We start from the raw sequence: 16,750 nt of genomic DNA, 5'->3' as shown, positions 1-16,750 counted from the left end.
GACGCGGGGCGCCGCCGCGCGATCGCGGCCCGATTCGCGCTAGGCTGGAGGCGTGTCCGTGCCGGTGCGCGTCTCCCCCGATGGCATCCCCACGCCGTGCATCGGCATATGCGCGCTGGATCCGGCCGGGCGATGCCGGGGCTGCCTGCGCAGCATCGACGAGATTGTCCGTTGGAAGAGCATGAGCGACGCCGAACGCCGCCACTATCTGGAATCGATCCTGCCCGGGCGCGAGGCCCGCGGGCTGGAACTGCGCCTGGCCGAACGCGACCGGCTGCGGCGCGCGCTGTATCCGCTCGATGCCGTGCCGGCCGGGCCGGGCTGGAACCACGACGAGATGATCGACCTGGTCGGCAACGGCGCCTCGGCCGAAGCGGCGGTGCTCGCCGGGCTGATCCCTCGCGAGACCGGTACGCGGGTGCTGCTGACCCGCCGCAACGACGCCCTGCGCCACCACGCGGGACAGGTGAGTTTCCCGGGCGGCCGGGTGGAGCCGTCGGATCGCGATCCCGCCGCGGCCGCGCTGCGCGAGAGCTGCGAGGAGATCGCGCTCGGTCCCGGGCAGGCGCAGGCCCTGGGCTATCTCGATCCGTTCGTCACCGTCAGCGGTTTCCGGGTGACGCCGGTGGTGGCGGTGATCGATCCGGCGTTCGTGCCGGTGCCGCAGCCCGACGAAGTGGCCGAGGTATTCGAGGTCCCGCTCGACTACCTGATGGATCCTGACAACCTGCGCAGCGTCGAGATCGAGTTCCGGGGCCGCCCGCGCCGGGTGCTGGAGTACGCCTGGCCCGGGCAGCGCATCTGGGGCGCCACCGCCGCCATCCTTCTCAACCTGCGACGCCGACTGGAGCAGACCGCATGAGCTTGCCGACCTGGAACACCCTGGTCGATGCATCGACGCTGGCCGCCTCGCTGGAGCGCGCCGACCTGCGCATCGTCGATGCGCGCTTCGCCTTGAACGCGCCCGACTGGGGGCGCGAGGAATATTTCCGCTCGCATGTGCCGGGCAGCGTTTACGCCGACTTGAACAAGGACCTGTCCGACCTGGGCCGGTCGGGCGAAGGTCGCCACCCGTTGCCGCAATGGGACCTGTTCGCGGTCAAGCTCGGGTTGTGGGGCATCCGCCCGGACACGCAGGTGGTGGTGTACGACGCCGGCGACGGCAGCATGGCCGCCGCGCGGCTGTGGTGGCTGCTGCGGGTACTGGGCCATCGTGCGGTGGCCGTGCTCGATGGCGGCCTGGCCGCATGGCGCGCCGTGGGCCTGCCGGAAACCGGCGAGATGGCCGCCATCGAGGATGCCGGTCCGTATCCGGGCGCGCCCGATCCCGGGGCGATCGCCGAGGCCGGGGAGGTGCTGGCGCGCCTGCCGCAGCCTGCCGGCTGGCTGTGGGACGCGCGTGCGCCGGAACGCTTCCGTGGCGAGGTCGAACCGATCGATCCGGTGGCCGGGCACGTGCCCGGCGCGGTCAACCGGCCGTTCGCGGCCAACCTGGAAGACGGGCGCTTCAAGCCGGCCGCGCGTCTGCGCGCGGAACTGGAAACCGTGCTGGATGGCCGCCTGCCGCGGGAGACGGTGCTGATGTGCGGTTCCGGCGTCACTGCCTGCCACTTGCTGCTGGCGATGGAGGTGGCCGGGCTGCAGGGCGCGCGGGTCTACGCCGGTTCCTGGAGCGGCTGGATCAGCGATCCCGCCCGGCCCATCACGGCGGGCGCCTGAGATTGCAGGCACAATACGGCCCTGGATGGGGGCCTGTGTTCATCGCCAGGCATTTGCGCGGAGCGCACGTTTCTCTCGGAGTGGGTGCACTTCATGCGGTTGCGGGTATGGGCGGTTCTGGCTTCGGTCGCGGTAGGCGCATGTTCGCAGGGCGTGACCACGCCCACCGCCGCCGATACCACGCCGCAGACGCATGCCGCCGCGGTCGCGGCGGACCGGTATGAGATCGAACTGGAGCGCTGGCGCGAGGAGCGCCTGGCACGCCTGCGCGCGCCCGACGGCTGGCTGAGCTATACCGGCTCGGGCCGGCTGCGCCCGGGCACGTACCGGATCGGCGCGGCCGGCGACAACGACATCGTGTTGCCGGGCGGGCCGGCGTACCTGGGCGTGCTGCGCCTGGAGGCGGAGAGCGGCGCGCGCTTCGAGCCGGACCCGCGCGCCGAGGTGCGCCTGCGCGGAACGCGCCTGACCGGCGAGACCGAACTGCGGCCGGAAGCCTTCGAGCGGCCCGGCGACCGCCTGGAGATCGGCCAGGCCCAGTTCTACCTGGTCCGCACCGGGCCGGTCGCCGGTTGGCGCTATCGCGACGCGCAGGCGCCGGCATTGAAGAATTTCCCCGGCATCGAGTATTTCCCGGTGGACGAGGGCTGGCGGATCAGGGCCGACTGGCGCGTCTATCCGCAGCCGAGGCCGATCACCTTGCTGACCTCGATCGGCACGCCGTTGAACGCGACGATGCCGGGCGAGGCGGTGTTTCGCCGCGACGGCCACGAGTACCGCCTCGCGCCGGTGACGATCGAAGGGGAAAAGCGGCTGTTCTTCCTGTTCGCCGACCGGACCAGCGGCAAGGAAACCTACGGCGGCGCGCGCTACCTGTTCGTCGATCCGCCGAGCGGGCACGGCATCGTGCTGGACTTCAACCGCGCCGAGAACCCGCCATGCGCGTTGACGCCGCACGTGGTGTGCCCGGTCGCTCCGCCGCAGAACCGGCTGGACCTGGCGGTGAACGCCGGCGAGAAGACGTACCTGGCCGCGGCGCATTAGCCCGGCCCTGGCGTCCTTCGTCCGTCAGGACCGCCTCGCGCCGATCCGCCGCAAGGGGATCGCGGCCATGACCCGCTCCCACGGGAACAGCGGCCCCGGATCGCGCTTGCGCGGCACGCGCAGGGACGGATCGTCGCTGGCGGCTTCCTCCGCGGTGTCCAGGTCCTCGTGCCCGGCGATGTCGCGCAGCGACGGCAGGACTCGCGGCAGCCACGCCAGCAGCGCCAGCAGCGCCTCGACCTGCGCCTGCGGATAGGGCTCGTGCATGGCCTGGTGGCGCGAATCCAGCCAGTGCGGGTAGCGGCCGGTATTGACTAGCTCGATGCCGATCGAATGCGCGTTCTGCCCGCGCACGTGGTGCGCGATGCGGTCCAGCGCCACGTACTGCTCGATGCGGCCGTCGCGGTCGATGTAGTAGTGGCCGCTGTTGCCGGTGCCGCTGTCGTAGCGCACCTGCTCGCCGTACTGGCGTGCCGTGGCCAGGTCCGGGAGCTCGGTGCAGTGGATCACCGCCAGCGTCACCTCGGCGAGCGCGCGCGGTGCGAGCTTCCGCTCGTAGGGCAGGGGCGCGGGATGGATCGAAGGCTGCGGCACGGGGGCTGGCGACATGCGCGGATGCTAGCATTCGCGCATGTCTCTCGATCCCGAAAGCCCACTGGCGAAATTGATGGCGACGCTGCCGCGCACCGGCCGCGTCGAATGGATCGGCGTGCGCCCCGCGCGCGACGTGCCGATGCGAGGGCTCGCCGAAGTGCGCGCCACCGCCCAGGGCGGCCTGGACGGCGATCGCTACCAGGGCGGCAGCGGCAAGCGCGGCGTCACCTTGATCCAGGCCGAGCACCTGCCGGCGATCGCGGCATTGTCCGGGCATGCCGAGGTGGCGCCGGCGCTGCTGCGCCGCAACCTGGTGGTGGCGGGCATCCCGCTGATCGCACTGAAGGGGCGGCGCTTCCGCATCGGCGAGGTGGAACTGGAAGGCACCGATCCCTGCGACCCATGCTCGCGCATGGAACTGGCGCTGGGGCCGGGCGGCTACAACGCCATGCGCGGCCACGGCGGGCTGTGCGCGCGCATCGTCAAGGGCGGCGTGCTGCGCGTAGGCGACACGGTGGAGGCGCTGTGAGCCGGGGGCATTGCATCCTCTCGCACGGGTTCGAGAGCGGGCCCGACGCCATCAAGGTGACCGCGCTGGCCGACGTCGCCGAACGCCTGGGCTGGACCCACGAGCGTCCCGACTACACCGACCTCGACGCGCGCCGCGACATCAGCCAGGTCGGCGACGTGCGCGGCCGGCTGCAGCGCCTGCTCGGCCTGGCGCAGGCGGCCGCGGCCAGGGGGCCGGTGGTGCTCGCCGGGTCCAGCCTCGGCTCCTACGTCTCCGCGCAAGTGTCGCTGCAGGTGCCCACGCGCGCGCTGTTCCTGATGGTGCCGCCGACCAGGATGGGGCCGTTGCCGGCGCTGGACGCCGCGCGCGTGCCGGTCTCGGTCGTGCATGCCTGGCACGACGAACTGATCCCGGCCGCCGACGTGATCGCCTGGGCGCAGGCACGCTCGGCGCGGCTGCTGCTGGTGGACGACACGCATCGGCTGGCCTCGCACGTCGAGGCTTCCGCGCACGCGTTCGCCGAACTGCTGCAATCGTTGTGAACGGCGCGCCGGTGGACATCCTGTTGCGCCCGGAGCGGCCGGAAGACGCGCAGGCAATCGAGGTGGTCACCCTGGTCGCCTTCATGCATGCCGAGCACAGCCGCCACACCGAGCAGGACATCATCGCCGCGCTGCGCGCCGACGGTGCGCTCGCGGTCTCGCTGGTCGCCGAGCACGAAGGCTACGTGGTCGGGCATGCCGCGGCCTCGCCGGTGACGGTTTCCGACGGCGCCAGGGGCTGGTACGGGCTGGGACCGGTCTCGGTCGGGCCGGGCCACCAGCGCCGCGGCATCGGCAGCCGGCTGGTCGGCGCGGTGCTCGATGCCTTGCGCGAGCAGGGCGCGAGCGGCTGCGTGGTGCTGGGCGAGCCGGCCTTCTACGGCCGCTTCGGTTTCGCGCAGGAGCCAGGCCTGGTGCTGCCCGGCGTGCCGGCGGCGTATTTCCAGGCACTGGCCTTCGGCGACCGCCTGCCGCCGATGGGCGAGGTCGAGTACCACCCGGCATTCAGCCGCTGAGCCGGCATCGCGCTAGACTGCGCGCCTGATCTGGAAGGAGCTGCGCCGATGCGCCACTGATGCCCGCCGTCGTCACGACGGCCCGACGAACCCGGTCCCCGCGACCGTGTCCCGCCTGGCATCAGGAGTTCCGCATGCAAGTTCCTTCCTTGACGCTGGATGGCGTCGCCTTCCACCTGGCCGATGGCCGGTGCCTGTTCTCCGATATCCACCTGCACCTCGACGCCACCCCGACCGGGCTGGTCGGCCGCAATGGCGTGGGAAAGAGCGTGCTCGCGCGCATCCTCGCCGGCCAGCTGGCGCCCAGCCGGGGGCGGAGGTCGGCGCAGGGTCGCGTGCACTACCTGCCGCAGCAGGTCGCGGTCGCGGCCGGCGCGAGCGTGGCCGATCTCGCGGGCATGGGGCCGGTCGTGGCCGCGCTGGCGCGGATCGAGGCGGGCAGCGCCGATCCGGCCGACTTCGAGGCCGTGGGCGAGCGCTGGGACATCCGCCGCGAACTGGCCACGGCGCTGCGGATGCAGGACTTGCCGGAATGGGAGCCCGGGCATCCGGCCGCGCTGCTCAGCGGCGGCGAAGCGATGCGCGTCGCCCTGGCCGGCGCTTGGCTGGCCGGGGCCGACCTGTTGATCCTCGACGAGCCGAGCAACCATCTCGACCGCGCGCAGCGCGAGCGCCTGCGGCGACGCCTGGCGGACTGGCCGGGAGGGTTGCTGGTCGTCAGCCACGACCGGACGTTGCTGGAAGACATGCGGCAGATCGTCGAGCTCTCTCCGCAAGGCCTGCGCTGCCACGGCGACGGCTACGGCGCCTACGCGGAAGCGGCCGCCCGGGCGAGCGCCGCCGCCCAGGCCGAGCTGGACCGGCAACGGGCCGGGCTGCGGCGGGTCGAGCGCGAACGCCAGCAGGCGCACCAGCGCATGCAGCGGCGCCAGGCGCGCGGACGCCAGGAAGGCCACGAGGCCAACCAGGCGCCGATCCTGCTGGGGTTGAGCAAGTCGCGCAGCGAGGCCAGCCAGGGGCGCCAGCAGGCATTGCAGGATCGCGCGCTGGCGCAGCAGCGCGATGCGGTACGCGAGGCCGCCTCGCAGGTGGCGCCGGAGCGGCCCGTGGTGCTGTGGCCGCCGCGCCCGTTGCAGCGCCGCCGCACCGCCGTGCTGCAGGGCGCGCGCCTGCCGTTCGGCCCGCATGCGGCGCATCCGCTCGATCTGGTGCTGGAGGCCGGCCGGCGGATCGCGGTGTGCGGCGGCAACGGCCGGGGCAAATCCACCTTGCTGCGCATGCTGGCCGGGCGCCTGATGCCGGCGGAGGGGACCTGCGAGGTACCGGTCGCGCGCGCCTGGCTCGACCAGCACCTGGGCGGGATCGACGCCCGCCTCGCACCGCTGTCCCTGCTGCGCGACGCCAACCCGGCCCTGCCCGAGGCAGACCTGCGGCTGCGGCTGGTGCTGCTCGGGCTCGCGGCGGAGGCGCTCGAGCGGCCTTGCGCTTCGCTCAGCGGCGGCGAGCGCCTGAAAGTGGCCCTGGCTTGTGCGCTCTATGCGGCCGAGCCAGCCGAACTGCTGCTGCTCGACGAACCGGCCAACCACCTCGACCTGCCGTCGCGGCAGGCGCTGGAGGCGATGCTGCAGGACTATCCGGGCACGCTGGTGGTGGTCTCTCACGACGAGGCGCTGCTGGAGCGGCTGGCGCTGGACGGCCGCCTCGACCTCGACCGCGAACGCCCGCGGTTGGAACCCTGGTAGCGCGGGAACTGGCAATGCGCGGCACGATCGCCGAACATGGCGCCCCCGTGCCGCCGCTTCCGCCGCAGGAACCCCTGGCGCCGCCGCTTTCCCGGATATCCACGTGAAATTCTTCGCTTCCTGCGCCAAGGGCCTGGAATACCTGCTGGCCGACGAACTGCTTGCGCTCGGCGCGGCCAAGGCCACCGCCACCGTCGCCGGCGTGAACGCCGAAGGCGAACTGCGCGATGCCCAGCGGGCCGTGCTGTGGTCGCGCCTGGCCAGCCGCGTGCTGTGGCCGATCGCCGGGTTCGACTGCCCCGACGAACATGCGCTGTACGCCGGCGCGGCGGCGCTGCCGTGGCAGGAGCACCTCGCGACCGGGCACACGCTGGCGGTGGATGCGCACGTCTCCGGCACCGCGATCACGCATGCGCGCTATGCCGCGCAGCGGGTCAAGGATGCGGTGGTGGACAGCTTGCGCGGGCAGGGCCTGCCGAGGCCGTCGGTGGACGTGGAGCAGCCCGACCTGCGCCTGAACCTGTCGCTGCGCAAGGGCCGCGCCACGCTCTCGGTCGACCTCGGCGGCGGCCCGCTGCACCGGCGCGGCTGGCGCATGGCCCCGCACGAAGCGCCCTTGAAGGAGAACCTGGCCGCCGCGGTACTGGTGCGCGCCGGCTGGCCGCGCCTGTACGCGGAAGGCGGCGGCCTGCTCGACCCGATGTGCGGCAGCGGCACCTTGCTGATCGAAGGCGCGCTGATGGCCGCGGACGTCGCGCCCGGCCTGCAGCGCTACGCCGACCCGTGGTCGCTTGCCGCCGCCTCGCCGGCCGAGCGGCCGGTGCTGGCGCCGACGCGCTGGCGCGGATTCGACGCTGCGGCATGGGAAACGCTGGTGGACGAAGCGCAGGCGCGCGCCGCGGCGGGATTGGCCGGATTGCGCCCGTCCCTGCACGGCAGCGACCTCGACCCGCGCGCGATCGACGCCGCCCGTGCCAACGCCCGCGCGGCGGGCGTGGAGGGCGCGATCGATTTCGCCGTGGCCGATGTCGCGCAACTGCCGCTGCCGCCCGAAGCGAACGGCGCGGTGGTGTGCAATCCGCCGTACGACGAACGCCTGGCCGCGGACGCGGCCTTGTACCGGCGCCTGGGCGATGCGTTGCGGCGCGCGGTGCCCGCCTGGCGCGCCGGCCTGTTGTGCGGCAACGACGAACTGGCCTTCGCCACCGGCCTGCGCGCGACCCGGAAGTACCAGGTGTTCAACGGCGCGCTCGAATGCACGCTGCTCGTCTGCGATCCCGTCGCGGTGCCGCAGCGGGCGCAGGCCGAGCCGCGCCCGCTCGGCGACGGCGCGCAGATGGTCGCCAACCGCCTGCGCAAGAACCTGCAGCGGCTGAAGAAATGGCGCGCGCGCGAAGGCGTGGAGTGCTTCCGCGCCTACGATGCCGACCTGCCCGAATACGCCGCCGCGATCGACGTCTACCAGGAGGCCGACGGCGAGCGCCGGTTGTTCCTGCACGTGCAGGAGTACGCCGCGCCGGCCTCGATCCCCGAGGCCGACGTGCGCCGCCGTTTCGGCGACCTGCTGGCGGCGGCGCGGGAGGTGTTCCAGGTGCCGAAGGAACAGGTGGCGACCAAGGCGCGCCAGCGCGGCAAGGGCGGCAGCAAGTACGGCCGCTTCGACCAGCGCGGCGAGAGCTTCCACGTGCGCGAGCATGGCGCGCTGCTGCAGGTGAACCTGTTCGACTACCTGGATACCGGCCTGTTCCTCGATCACCGCCCGCTGCGCGCGCGCATGGCGGCCGAGGCGCGCGGCAAGCGCTTCCTCAACCTGTTCTGCTATACCGGCGTGGCCAGCGTGGAAGCGGCGGTGGCCGGTGCGGCGGCCACCACCAGCGTGGACCTGTCCGGCACGTACCTGCAGTGGTGCGCCGGCAACTTCGCGCTCAATGGCCTGGGCGGGGCGAAGCACCAACTGGTGCAGGCCGATGCGCTGGCCTGGCTGGAAGCCGAGCGCGGCCAGTTCGACGTGATCTTCTGCGACCCGCCGACGTTCTCCAATTCCGCGCGCGCGGAGGACTTCGACGTGCAGCGCGAGCAGGTGCGGTTGCTGCGCGCCGCGGTGGCGCGGCTGGCGCCGGGCGGGGTGCTGTACTTCTCAAACAATTTCCGCCGGTTCCGGCTGGAGGAGAACGCGATCGCCGCGTTCGCGCGCTGCGAGGAGATCACCCCGGCGACGATCGACCCGGACTTCGAGCGCAACGCCCGCATCCACCGCGCCTGGCGGCTGGCGCGGGCATAGCCCGTGGGAGCGGCTTCAGCCGCGATGTGGCATTCCCGGTAAGGCTCCATCGCGGCTGAAGCCGCTCCCACAGGGCAGTCCGTCAGCCGGCGGCTTCGCCGCGCCGGTGCCCGCTCATCTCCTGTCCCGCATCGGGCGCGAAGCGCACGTGCCAGCGCAGCGAGCTGAAGGAGATCAGCGTCACCGCGAGAAAGGCGACGGAGAAGTCGCGCAGCTGCGGCGCGGCGTGGCCGCTCGCCGCCATCGAGGTCTTCAGGAACAGCGCGCCGGCGCACACGCCCACCGACAGCATCAACTGCTGCAGCGTGGTGTACAGGCTGCTGGCCGAACTCATGCGCGATGCCGGCACGTGCTCGTAGGCGATGGTGTTGTACGCGGCGAACTGGAACGACATGAACGCGCCGCAGCAGGCGAGCAGGCCGAACACCAGCATCGGCGGCCAGCCGGGCTGGAAGAACGCGCACACCAGGTAGCCGAGGCTGGCGAACACGCCGTTGCCGATCAGCGCGTTGCGGTACCCGTAGCGCCGCAACAGGCGCGGAGTCAGCACGCGCATCACCAGCGCGCCCAGCGCGGTGGCCATCACCAGCTGGCCGCTCTGCGCGGCGCTGTAGCCGAACCCGATCTGGAACAGCAGCGGCAGCAGGAACGGATGCGCGCCCTGGGTGACGCGCATCAGCGAGCCGCCGATGACCGACAGCCGGAACGAATCGATCTTCAGCAGCGACAGGTCCAGCAGCGGCGCCGGATGGCGGCGTGCATGCCACAGGTAGCCGAGCGAGGCGACGCCGCCGGTCGCGATCAGCGCGACGGCATGGGCCAGTCCGTCGCGCTGGCTGACCATCTCCAGCCCGAACAGCAGGCAGCCCAGCGCCACGCCGCACAGCGCGAATCCGGCGAAGTCGAACCGGCCCGGCGCCGACTCGGCGGGGATTTCCGGGATGAAGCGCCGCACCAGGAAGAACCCGGCGATGCCGATCGGCACGTTGATGTAGAAGATCCAGCGCCAGTCGAGGTAGGTCACGAACAGGCCGCCCAGTGGCGGGCCGAGCATCGGCCCGACGAAGGCCGGCACCAGCGTCCAGGCCATCGCGGACACCAGGTGGCGGCGCTCGACGCTGCGCAGCAGGATCAAGCGGCCGAGCGGGGCCATCATCGCGCCGCCTGCGCCCTGGATGAAGCGCGCCACGACCATCGTCGGCAGGTCGGTCGCCAGAGAGCACAGGATCGAGCCGGCGATGAACATCCAGATCGAGGCGCAATAGACCCGGCGCAGGCCGAAGCGGTCGGCGATCGCGCCGCTGGCCGGGATGCCGATCGCCAGCGCCAGGAGGTAGCTGGTCAGGGCGATGCTCATCGCCGGCGCCGCCACGCCGAAGTCGCGCGCCAGGGTCGGCAGCGCCGTCGCCAGCACCGTGGCGTCGAGCTGCTCCATGAAGATGGCGCAGGCCAGGATCAGCGAGATCAGACGGTAGTCGGGGTAACGCTGGGAGGGGGCGGCAGGCGTGGGCTCGCGGGACAACTTGGCGTTCTCGGTTCCGGGCTGGCCGGGCGCGAGGCGTCGCGGGGGGCCGGCGTGGCCGGCGGACCAGCCCGCGCCGCACGGGATTGTGCGGCGCAGCATGGCTATTATTCGCCTCCCGGCGGGACGGAGCAAGGCGACGTCCGTCATGGAGGCGCTTTCCCCTCCGCTGGCGGTGCTCGCCCATGGCAGGCGAGGGCGCCGGCGATCCCTTGTGGGAGCGACTTCAGTCGCGACGGGCTTTACCGATAAGGCCGTCGCGACTGAAGTCGCTCCCACGGAAAAGCGTTGCATCGGCCGGGGTTGGGGCGCTTGCCGGGGGGCGTCACTCCGTCCGCACCGAGCGGCATTGGTTGCGATGGGTTTTGCGGGTAGGGCCCGTCGCGACCGAAGTCGCTCCCACGGAAAAGCGCTGCATCGGCCGGGGTTGGGGCGCTTGCCGGGGGGCGCGACTCCGTCCGCACCGAGCGGCATTGGTTGCGATGGGTTTTGAGGGTAGGGCCCGTCGCGACTGAAGTCGCTCCCACAGATAAAGCGCTGTATCGGCCGGGGTTGGGACGCCCGCCAGCGGGGCATCACCCCATCCACACCGACACGGCATGCAGTGCCAGGCCGATCAATCCGCCCACCAGTGTGCCGTTGAAGCGGATGTACTGCAGGTCGCGGCCGACGCTCAGTTCCAGCAGGTCGACCAGGTGGCGCTCGTCCCAGCCCTTCATCGTGCCCGCGATGTGTTCGGTCACCGAGGCGCGCAGCCGCTCGGTGAGCCGGCCGGCGGCATCGAGCATGTGCTGGTTGAGCGCCTCGCGCAGGGCCGGGTCTTCGGCGAGCGAGCGGCCCAGGCCATGCAGCGAGCGTTCCAGGTGCGCGGCGATCGCCGAGTCCCCGCTGTCCAGGTCGCGGCGCAGCGCCGCGTGGATCTGCGCCCATAGCGCCTGCACGTAATCCTGCAGGGCAGGGTGCTCGATCGCGCGCTGCTTGAGCCGTTCCACCCGCTCGGCCATCGCGGGCTCGTCGCGCAGGCGCTCGATGTAGTCGCGCAGCCAGGCCTCGTAGTCCTGGCGCAGCGGGTGTTCCGGCGTGGACAGGATGGCTTGCAGTTCCTCGATCGTGGCCCGCGCCAGCCGGTCGGCCAGCTTGTCGCCGATCTCGTCGACCGGCGTCACCCAGTTCACCGTGCCGACCAGCTTGGGCCATTCGCGGCGCGCGTAGCGCACGATCAGGTCGGATGCCCAGGCCTTGACCTTCTCGTCGTCCAGCCAACGGCCCAGCCGTTCCAGGCCATCGTCGAGCAGGCGCTGGTGGCGGCCGTCGGTGGTCAGCAGCGACAGCACCTCGCCGGCGGTGGCGGCGGCGTTCCACTGCCGCAGGCGCTCCACCACGAAGCGCTGGATCGCGCGCCGCACCGCGGCTTCGTCGAGCAGGTCCAGCGCCTGCTGCATCCAGCCGCGCGCCATCTGCGCCAGCATCCGCGCCTGCGCCGGTTGCGCCAGCCATTGCCCGAGGCGGCTGGCCGGGTCGAACAGCCGCAGCTTTTCCAGCAGCGTCGCGGGAGCCAGGAAGTGGTCGCGCACGAACACCGCCAGGCCGTCCGCCAGGCGGTCCTTGCCGCGCGGCAGGATCGCGGTGTGCGGGATCGGCAGGCCCAACGGGCGGCGGAACAGCGCGACCACCGCGAACCAGTCCGCCAGCGCGCCGACCGCGGCGGCCTCGCAGAACGCGGCGACCCAGGCCCAGGCGCCCTGCTGGCCCATCGCGTGGCTGAGCACGAAACCGCCGAGCATCGCCAGCAGCAGGAACAGGGCCAGGGTCTTCATCCGCCGCAGCTGCGTGCGGCGCGGATCGGTGGAGGCAGCGGTGCGGGTATCCATGCGGCTAGGTTGGCATATCCGGCGGATGCGGCCCGTCTTCGCCGGCCGCGCGCCGCCGGCATCCGTCGTCCCGGCGATCGCGCCGGCCGGCGGGCGCGATCAGCCCCGCAGGCGCTGCAACTGCTCCTGCAGCGTCGCGACCTGGCCGCGCAACCGCTCGTTCTCGCGTTCCAGCTCGTTGACGCGGCGCTGCAACGCCTTGGCGTCCAGGGGCGCCTGGTCGCCGTCCGCGGCGGCGTCCGCCTTGGGCTTGCGCTTGGACTCGCGCACGCGCTTGGCCGCCTGCTTCAGTTCGGACTTGCCGGCCAGCGCGGCGGCGCGTTGCTCTTCCTCGGACAACGTGGCCACCGCGGCCGCGGCGCTGATCGAGATGTCGCCGGCCTTCACCGCCTCGATCACCTCCGGTGCGGCCTGGGTGTGGATGCGCTCGATCATCACCACCTGGTTGTTGCTCAGGCGCGCCTCGCGCGCGAGTTCGGCGCGGCTGACCGGCGGCGCGTCGTCCCACGGCGGCAGGTCCTCGGCCGGCGCCGGTCCGGCCGCGGCGGCTTCTGCTTCCGCTTCCGCCTGGGCTTGGGCCTGCTGCGCGGCGCGCGTCGCGGCGAGTTCGGCCTCGCGCGCCTCGCGCTGGCGCTTGGCCAGGATCTCGCGCTTGCGCAACGCCAACACCCCGCGCTGGAAATCGGAGACGCTGCGCCGGCCCAGGTGCTGCTCGATCATCCACAGGTGCACGTCGTCGATCGACTGGAAGCGCGGGTTCTGCACGGTGTTGAACGGGATCCCGTGCTTGCGGCAGATGCCGTAGCGGTTGTGCCCGTCGACCAGGACGTTGCCCCACAGCACCAGGGCGTCGCGGCAACCTTCCGCGAGCAGGCTGCGTTCCAGTGCGTCGTGCTCCTCGGCGGTGAGCGGGTCGATGTAGGCCTTCAGTTCTTCGTTGACGACGATGTCCATGCAATGCAGCGGGAAAAACGGGCGCGCATTGTAGGGGCAAGGCCGGCGCGTGGCGATGGGCGAACCAGGGCGGATACGGCATCCCGGTGCCGGACGGCGAGGCGTATCAGGCGTCCCCGCCGTCGGCCTGCCATTGGCGGAAGACGACGCAGACCGTGGTCTTGTCCAGCATCGCGAACTCCCGCGCGCCCCAGGGCTTCAACGAGACCCTGTTCGAGTTGGGATGCAACAGGTGGGGCGCACGGGAGGACATTTCCTCGAAGATCGCGCCGATGTCGTCGGTTTCGATGCCAAGCTCCGGACGGTCCTTCGCCGCGTACCCGGCGTCCTGGACGACATAGGCCTTCGCCCCGTCGCGTGCCACGACGGCCAGGCTTGCATCGCGGTAGAGGAGTTCGAAGCCCAGTCCGTCCACGAAGAATTCGAGGCCGTCCTGCAGCCGCTCGTAGAAGATCTTCGGGATGAGATTCTTGAACATCGCGCCGTCTCCTGCTCTCGGGCCGTGGCGTGGCCTAGGCAGCCCTGCGTTGCTCCGGGGCGAGCCGTACCGCAAGCCCCGCGAGCACCGAGCCCATGAAGTAGCGCTGCGCCGACAGCCAGCGCGGGTTGCGCACGAACCAGCCGGCCAGGGCGCCTGCGGACAGCGCGATGGCCGTGTTGACGGTGAAGCTCACGACGATCTGGGTAAGGCCGAGCACGACGCTCTGCGCGAATACCGACCCGTGGTCCGGCGACACGAACTGGGGAAAGATCGAGAGATAGAAGACCGCGATCTTCGGATTCAGCGTATTGGTGAGAAAGCCCATCAGGAACAGCCTGGAAGGCGGGTCTTCCGGCAGTTGGCGGGCTTCGAACGGCGAACGTGCGCCCGGTTTCACCGCCTGCCAGGCGAGATACAGCAGGTAGGCCGCTCCCAGCCACTTGAGCGCTTCGTACGCCATCGGGATCGCGAGGAAGAGCGCGGTGATGCCGATGGCCGCCGCGAACATGTGGACGAGGAACCCCGCGACGACGCCCAGGAGCGAGATCATCCCGGCCTTGCGCCCCTGGCAGATGGAGCGGGAGATCAGGTAGATCATGTTCGGGCCCGGCGTCAGGACCATCAGCAAGGCCGCGCCGGCGAACAGCAGCAGGTCGTTCATGGGGACCACGGTCGCTCCTCGGTTGACGGCGGTGGCTGATATTACTGCCGGCCGGGCCGCCTGGGCGGCAAGCCCGGGCGAAACGGTTCTCCGGCCAGTTCGGCCCCGGCGCCTACGATGGCCGGCGGACGCGACCCTCGGCCCGTCCGGTCAGGCCACCTGCCGCAATACGCGTCCGAGGATCTCGAACATCTCGCCGATCTGGTCGGGCTCCACGATCAACGGCGGCGACAGCGCGATGACGTCGCCGGTGGCGCGGACCAGCAGGTTGCCTTCGTGGAAGCAGCGTTCCAGCACTTCGTAGCCGCGCGCGCCGGGGGCGCCTTCGCGCGGGGCCAGCTCGATCGCGCCGACCAGGCCGAAGTTGCGGATGTCGACGACGTTCGGGGCGCCCTCGAGCGAATGGATCGCCTGTTCCCAGAGGCCGCCCAGTTCGATCGCCTTCTCGAACAGGCCTTCCTCGGCGTAGGTGTCCAGGGTGGCGAGTGCGGCGGCGCAGGCCAGCGGATGGCCCGAATAGGTATAGCCGTGGAAGAAGTCGATGGCGCTGGCCGGGCCGTGGGTGAAGGCCTCGTGCACCTTGTCGCTCGCGAATACGGCGCCCATCGGCACGGTGCCGTTGGTCAGGCCCTTGGCGGTGGTCATCAGGTCGGGGGCGACGCCGAAGCGTTGCGCGGCGAAAGCCTTGCCGACGCGGCCGAAGCCGGTGATCACCTCGTCGAACACCAGCAGGATGCCGTGGCGGTCGCAGATCTCGCGCAGGCGCTGCAGGTAACCCGCGGGCGGCAGCACCACGCCGGCCGAGCCGGAGATCGGTTCGACGAACACCGCGGCGATGGTGGAGGCGTCGTGCAGGGCGATGAGGCGTTCGAGGTCCTCGGCCAATTCGACGCCGTGCGCGGGCAGGCCGCGCGAGAAGGCGTTGCGGCCGATGTCGAGGGTATGGCGCAGGTGGTCGGTGCCCGGCAGCAGCGGACCGAACCACTTGCGGTTGTTGGGCAGGCCGCCGATCGACATGCCGCCGAAGCCGACGCCGTGGTAGGCCTTCTCGCGACCGATGAAGCGGGTGCGCTGGCCTTCGCCGCGCAGGCGGTGGTAGGCCAGCGCCATCTTCATCGCGCTGTCCACCGACTCGGAGCCGGAGTTGGTGAAGAACACGTGCTCCAGGCCTGGCGGCGCGATCGCCTTGAGCCGCTCGGCCAGCACGAACGGCAGCGGCGAGCCCATCTGGAAGGTCGGCGCGAAGTCGAGCGTCGCCACCTGCTTCGCCACCGCCTCGACGATGCGCGGGCGCGCATGGCCGGCGTTGCAGCACCACAGGCCGGCGGTGCCGTCGAGGATCCTGCGGCCGTCCACGCTGCGGTAGTACATGCCCTCGGCGGAGGCCAGCAGGCGCGGGCGCGCCTTGAACTGGGCGTTGGCGGTGAACGGCATCCAGAACGCGTCGAGCGAGGCCGGCGGCTGCTGCGCCAGTTCGGCGAGGGAGGACGGGGATTCGCTGCTCATGAACGCGCTCCGGTCGAGTTGTTGAAAAAACTTTACACCAGCTTGGCCCGGACGGGATCGGATGCTCTGGGGAGCGGCTTCGGCCGCGATGGAGCTTGCCGGTAGAGCCCTATCGCGGCTGAAGCCGCTCCCACAGGATTCCGCATGGTGCGATTGACGCTCGGGTCGGCCCATGTAAAGTATCCGCAACACATCCCCGGTTTCTGGACGCATGGACATCGGCGCACGCCTGCAACTGGTGCGGAGGGCGCATGGGCTCAGCCAGCGCGAGCTCGCCAAGCGCGTGGGCGTGACCAATTCGACGATCTCCCTGATCGAGCAGAACAAGGTCAGCCCGTCGGTCAGCTCGCTGAAGAAGGTGCTGGACGGCATCCCGATCTCGCTGGCCGACTTCTTCACCCACGACCTGCAGATCGGCCCGCCCGACACGCCTTTCTATTCGGCCGACGAGCTGCCGGACGTGGGCAGCGACGGCATCCATTATTTCCTGGTGGGCAAGCATCGCCCGCAGCGCCAGATGTGCATCCTGCGCGAGGTGATGCCGCCCGGCAGCGACACCGGCGAGAGCATGCTGCGCCACGACGGCGAGGAGGGCGGCGTGGTGGTCTGCGGCGAAGTGGAGGTCACGGTCGGCGGGCAGGCACGGGTGCTGCGCGCGGGCGAGGGCTATTACTTCGAGAGCCGCATCCCGCACCGCTTCCGCAACGTCGGCGAAGGCGAGGCGGTCATCGTCAGCGCGAACACGCCGGCTACTTTCTAGCCTTCCGCAGGGGCGGGGCGACAGGTCCTTGCCCTCCGCCTTCGCCC

General features: G+C 71.4%; 16 protein-coding genes. 9 read left to right on the top strand and 7 right to left on the bottom strand.

Features of this window, described 5'->3' with window-relative positions; genetic code table 11:
• Positions 1-52 precede the first annotated feature (52 nt).
• The 3 genes from M3M27_RS13470 (at position 53) to M3M27_RS13460 (ending at position 2,763) form a co-directional block, all read left to right on the top strand.
• Complete coding sequence (locus tag M3M27_RS13470; protein WP_434025947.1) at positions 53-862, top strand: CoA pyrophosphatase; 810 nt, start codon at positions 53-55, stop codon at positions 860-862.
• The gene (locus tag M3M27_RS13465; RefSeq protein ID WP_434025946.1) at positions 859-1,719 is read left to right on the top strand and encodes a sulfurtransferase; all 861 of its coding nucleotides are present in this window, start codon (positions 859-861) and stop codon (positions 1,717-1,719) included. The genes M3M27_RS13470 and M3M27_RS13465 overlap by 4 nt, the downstream gene beginning before the upstream one ends.
• Before the next feature lie 93 nt (positions 1,720-1,812).
• Positions 1,813-2,763, top strand: coding sequence for a DUF1684 domain-containing protein (locus M3M27_RS13460; RefSeq protein WP_434025945.1), 951 nt, complete (start codon positions 1,813-1,815; stop codon positions 2,761-2,763).
• A 24-nt stretch (positions 2,764-2,787) separates the two neighbouring features.
• On the opposite strand, the gene M3M27_RS13455 is transcribed toward M3M27_RS13460, so the two are convergent.
• Complete coding sequence (locus M3M27_RS13455; protein ID WP_434025944.1) at positions 2,788-3,372, bottom strand: N-acetylmuramoyl-L-alanine amidase; 585 nt, start codon at positions 3,370-3,372, stop codon at positions 2,788-2,790.
• A gap of 22 nt (positions 3,373-3,394) precedes the next feature.
• Here M3M27_RS13455 and M3M27_RS13450 point away from each other — a divergent pair, with 22 nt between their 5' ends.
• The 5 genes from M3M27_RS13450 to rlmKL all read left to right on the top strand — a co-directional run bounded on the left by M3M27_RS13450 (position 3,395) and on the right by rlmKL (position 8,948).
• The gene (locus tag M3M27_RS13450) at positions 3,395-3,886 is read left to right on the top strand and encodes an MOSC domain-containing protein (protein WP_140720009.1); all 492 of its coding nucleotides are present in this window, start codon (positions 3,395-3,397) and stop codon (positions 3,884-3,886) included.
• Entirely contained in the window at positions 3,883-4,410 is a 528-nt protein-coding gene (locus tag M3M27_RS13445; RefSeq protein WP_140720011.1) for a hypothetical protein, read from the top strand. The genes M3M27_RS13450 and M3M27_RS13445 overlap by 4 nt, the downstream gene beginning before the upstream one ends.
• Positions 4,407-4,925: a GNAT family N-acetyltransferase gene (locus M3M27_RS13440; protein WP_434025943.1), complete on the top strand. Its 519-nt coding sequence runs from the start codon at positions 4,407-4,409 to the stop codon at positions 4,923-4,925. The genes M3M27_RS13445 and M3M27_RS13440 overlap by 4 nt, the downstream gene beginning before the upstream one ends.
• A 134-nt stretch (positions 4,926-5,059) precedes the next feature.
• Positions 5,060-6,667, top strand: coding sequence for an ATP-binding cassette domain-containing protein (locus M3M27_RS13435; protein WP_434025942.1), 1,608 nt, complete (start codon positions 5,060-5,062; stop codon positions 6,665-6,667).
• Between the two features lie 103 nt (positions 6,668-6,770).
• Positions 6,771-8,948: a bifunctional 23S rRNA (guanine(2069)-N(7))-methyltransferase RlmK/23S rRNA (guanine(2445)-N(2))-methyltransferase RlmL gene (gene rlmKL, locus M3M27_RS13430; protein WP_434025941.1), complete on the top strand. Its 2,178-nt coding sequence runs from the start codon at positions 6,771-6,773 to the stop codon at positions 8,946-8,948.
• An 82-nt stretch (positions 8,949-9,030) separates the two neighbouring features.
• Here rlmKL and M3M27_RS13425 read toward each other — a convergent pair whose 3' ends face one another.
• The 6 genes from M3M27_RS13425 to M3M27_RS13400 form a co-directional block, all read right to left on the bottom strand.
• A complete protein-coding gene (locus tag M3M27_RS13425) occupies positions 9,031-10,470 on the bottom strand; it encodes an MDR family MFS transporter (protein WP_434025940.1) in 1,440 nt (479 codons plus the stop codon).
• A gap of 575 nt (positions 10,471-11,045) precedes the next feature.
• Positions 11,046-12,341 carry a DUF445 domain-containing protein gene (locus tag M3M27_RS13420; protein WP_434025939.1) on the bottom strand — a complete coding sequence of 432 codons (1,296 nt, stop codon included), beginning with the start codon at positions 12,339-12,341 and terminating at the stop codon, positions 11,046-11,048.
• Between the two features lie 99 nt (positions 12,342-12,440).
• Positions 12,441-13,295 carry a plasmid replication/partition related protein gene (locus M3M27_RS13415; RefSeq protein WP_434025938.1) on the bottom strand — a complete coding sequence of 285 codons (855 nt, stop codon included), beginning with the start codon at positions 13,293-13,295 and terminating at the stop codon, positions 12,441-12,443.
• Between the two features lie 106 nt (positions 13,296-13,401).
• On the bottom strand, positions 13,402-13,773 hold the full coding sequence (locus M3M27_RS13410) for a hypothetical protein (protein ID WP_434025937.1): 372 nt from the start codon (positions 13,771-13,773) through the stop codon (positions 13,402-13,404).
• A gap of 34 nt (positions 13,774-13,807) precedes the next feature.
• Positions 13,808-14,437 carry a LysE family translocator gene (locus tag M3M27_RS13405; protein WP_434025936.1) on the bottom strand — a complete coding sequence of 210 codons (630 nt, stop codon included), beginning with the start codon at positions 14,435-14,437 and terminating at the stop codon, positions 13,808-13,810.
• 150 nt (positions 14,438-14,587) lie between these two features.
• Complete coding sequence (locus tag M3M27_RS13400; protein ID WP_434025935.1) at positions 14,588-15,943, bottom strand: aspartate aminotransferase family protein; 1,356 nt, start codon at positions 15,941-15,943, stop codon at positions 14,588-14,590.
• Between the two features lie 211 nt (positions 15,944-16,154).
• Here M3M27_RS13400 and M3M27_RS13395 point away from each other — a divergent pair, with 211 nt between their 5' ends.
• Positions 16,155-16,703: a cupin domain-containing protein gene (locus M3M27_RS13395; protein ID WP_140720027.1), complete on the top strand. Its 549-nt coding sequence runs from the start codon at positions 16,155-16,157 to the stop codon at positions 16,701-16,703.
• The last annotated feature ends 47 nt before the right edge of the window (positions 16,704-16,750 follow it).

The organism is Xanthomonas boreopolis (genome assembly GCF_046529185.1).
Classification (GTDB): domain Bacteria; phylum Pseudomonadota; class Gammaproteobacteria; order Xanthomonadales; family Xanthomonadaceae; genus Pseudomonas_S; species Pseudomonas_S boreopolis.
This window is presented reverse-complemented; position numbering and strand designations above follow the sequence as displayed.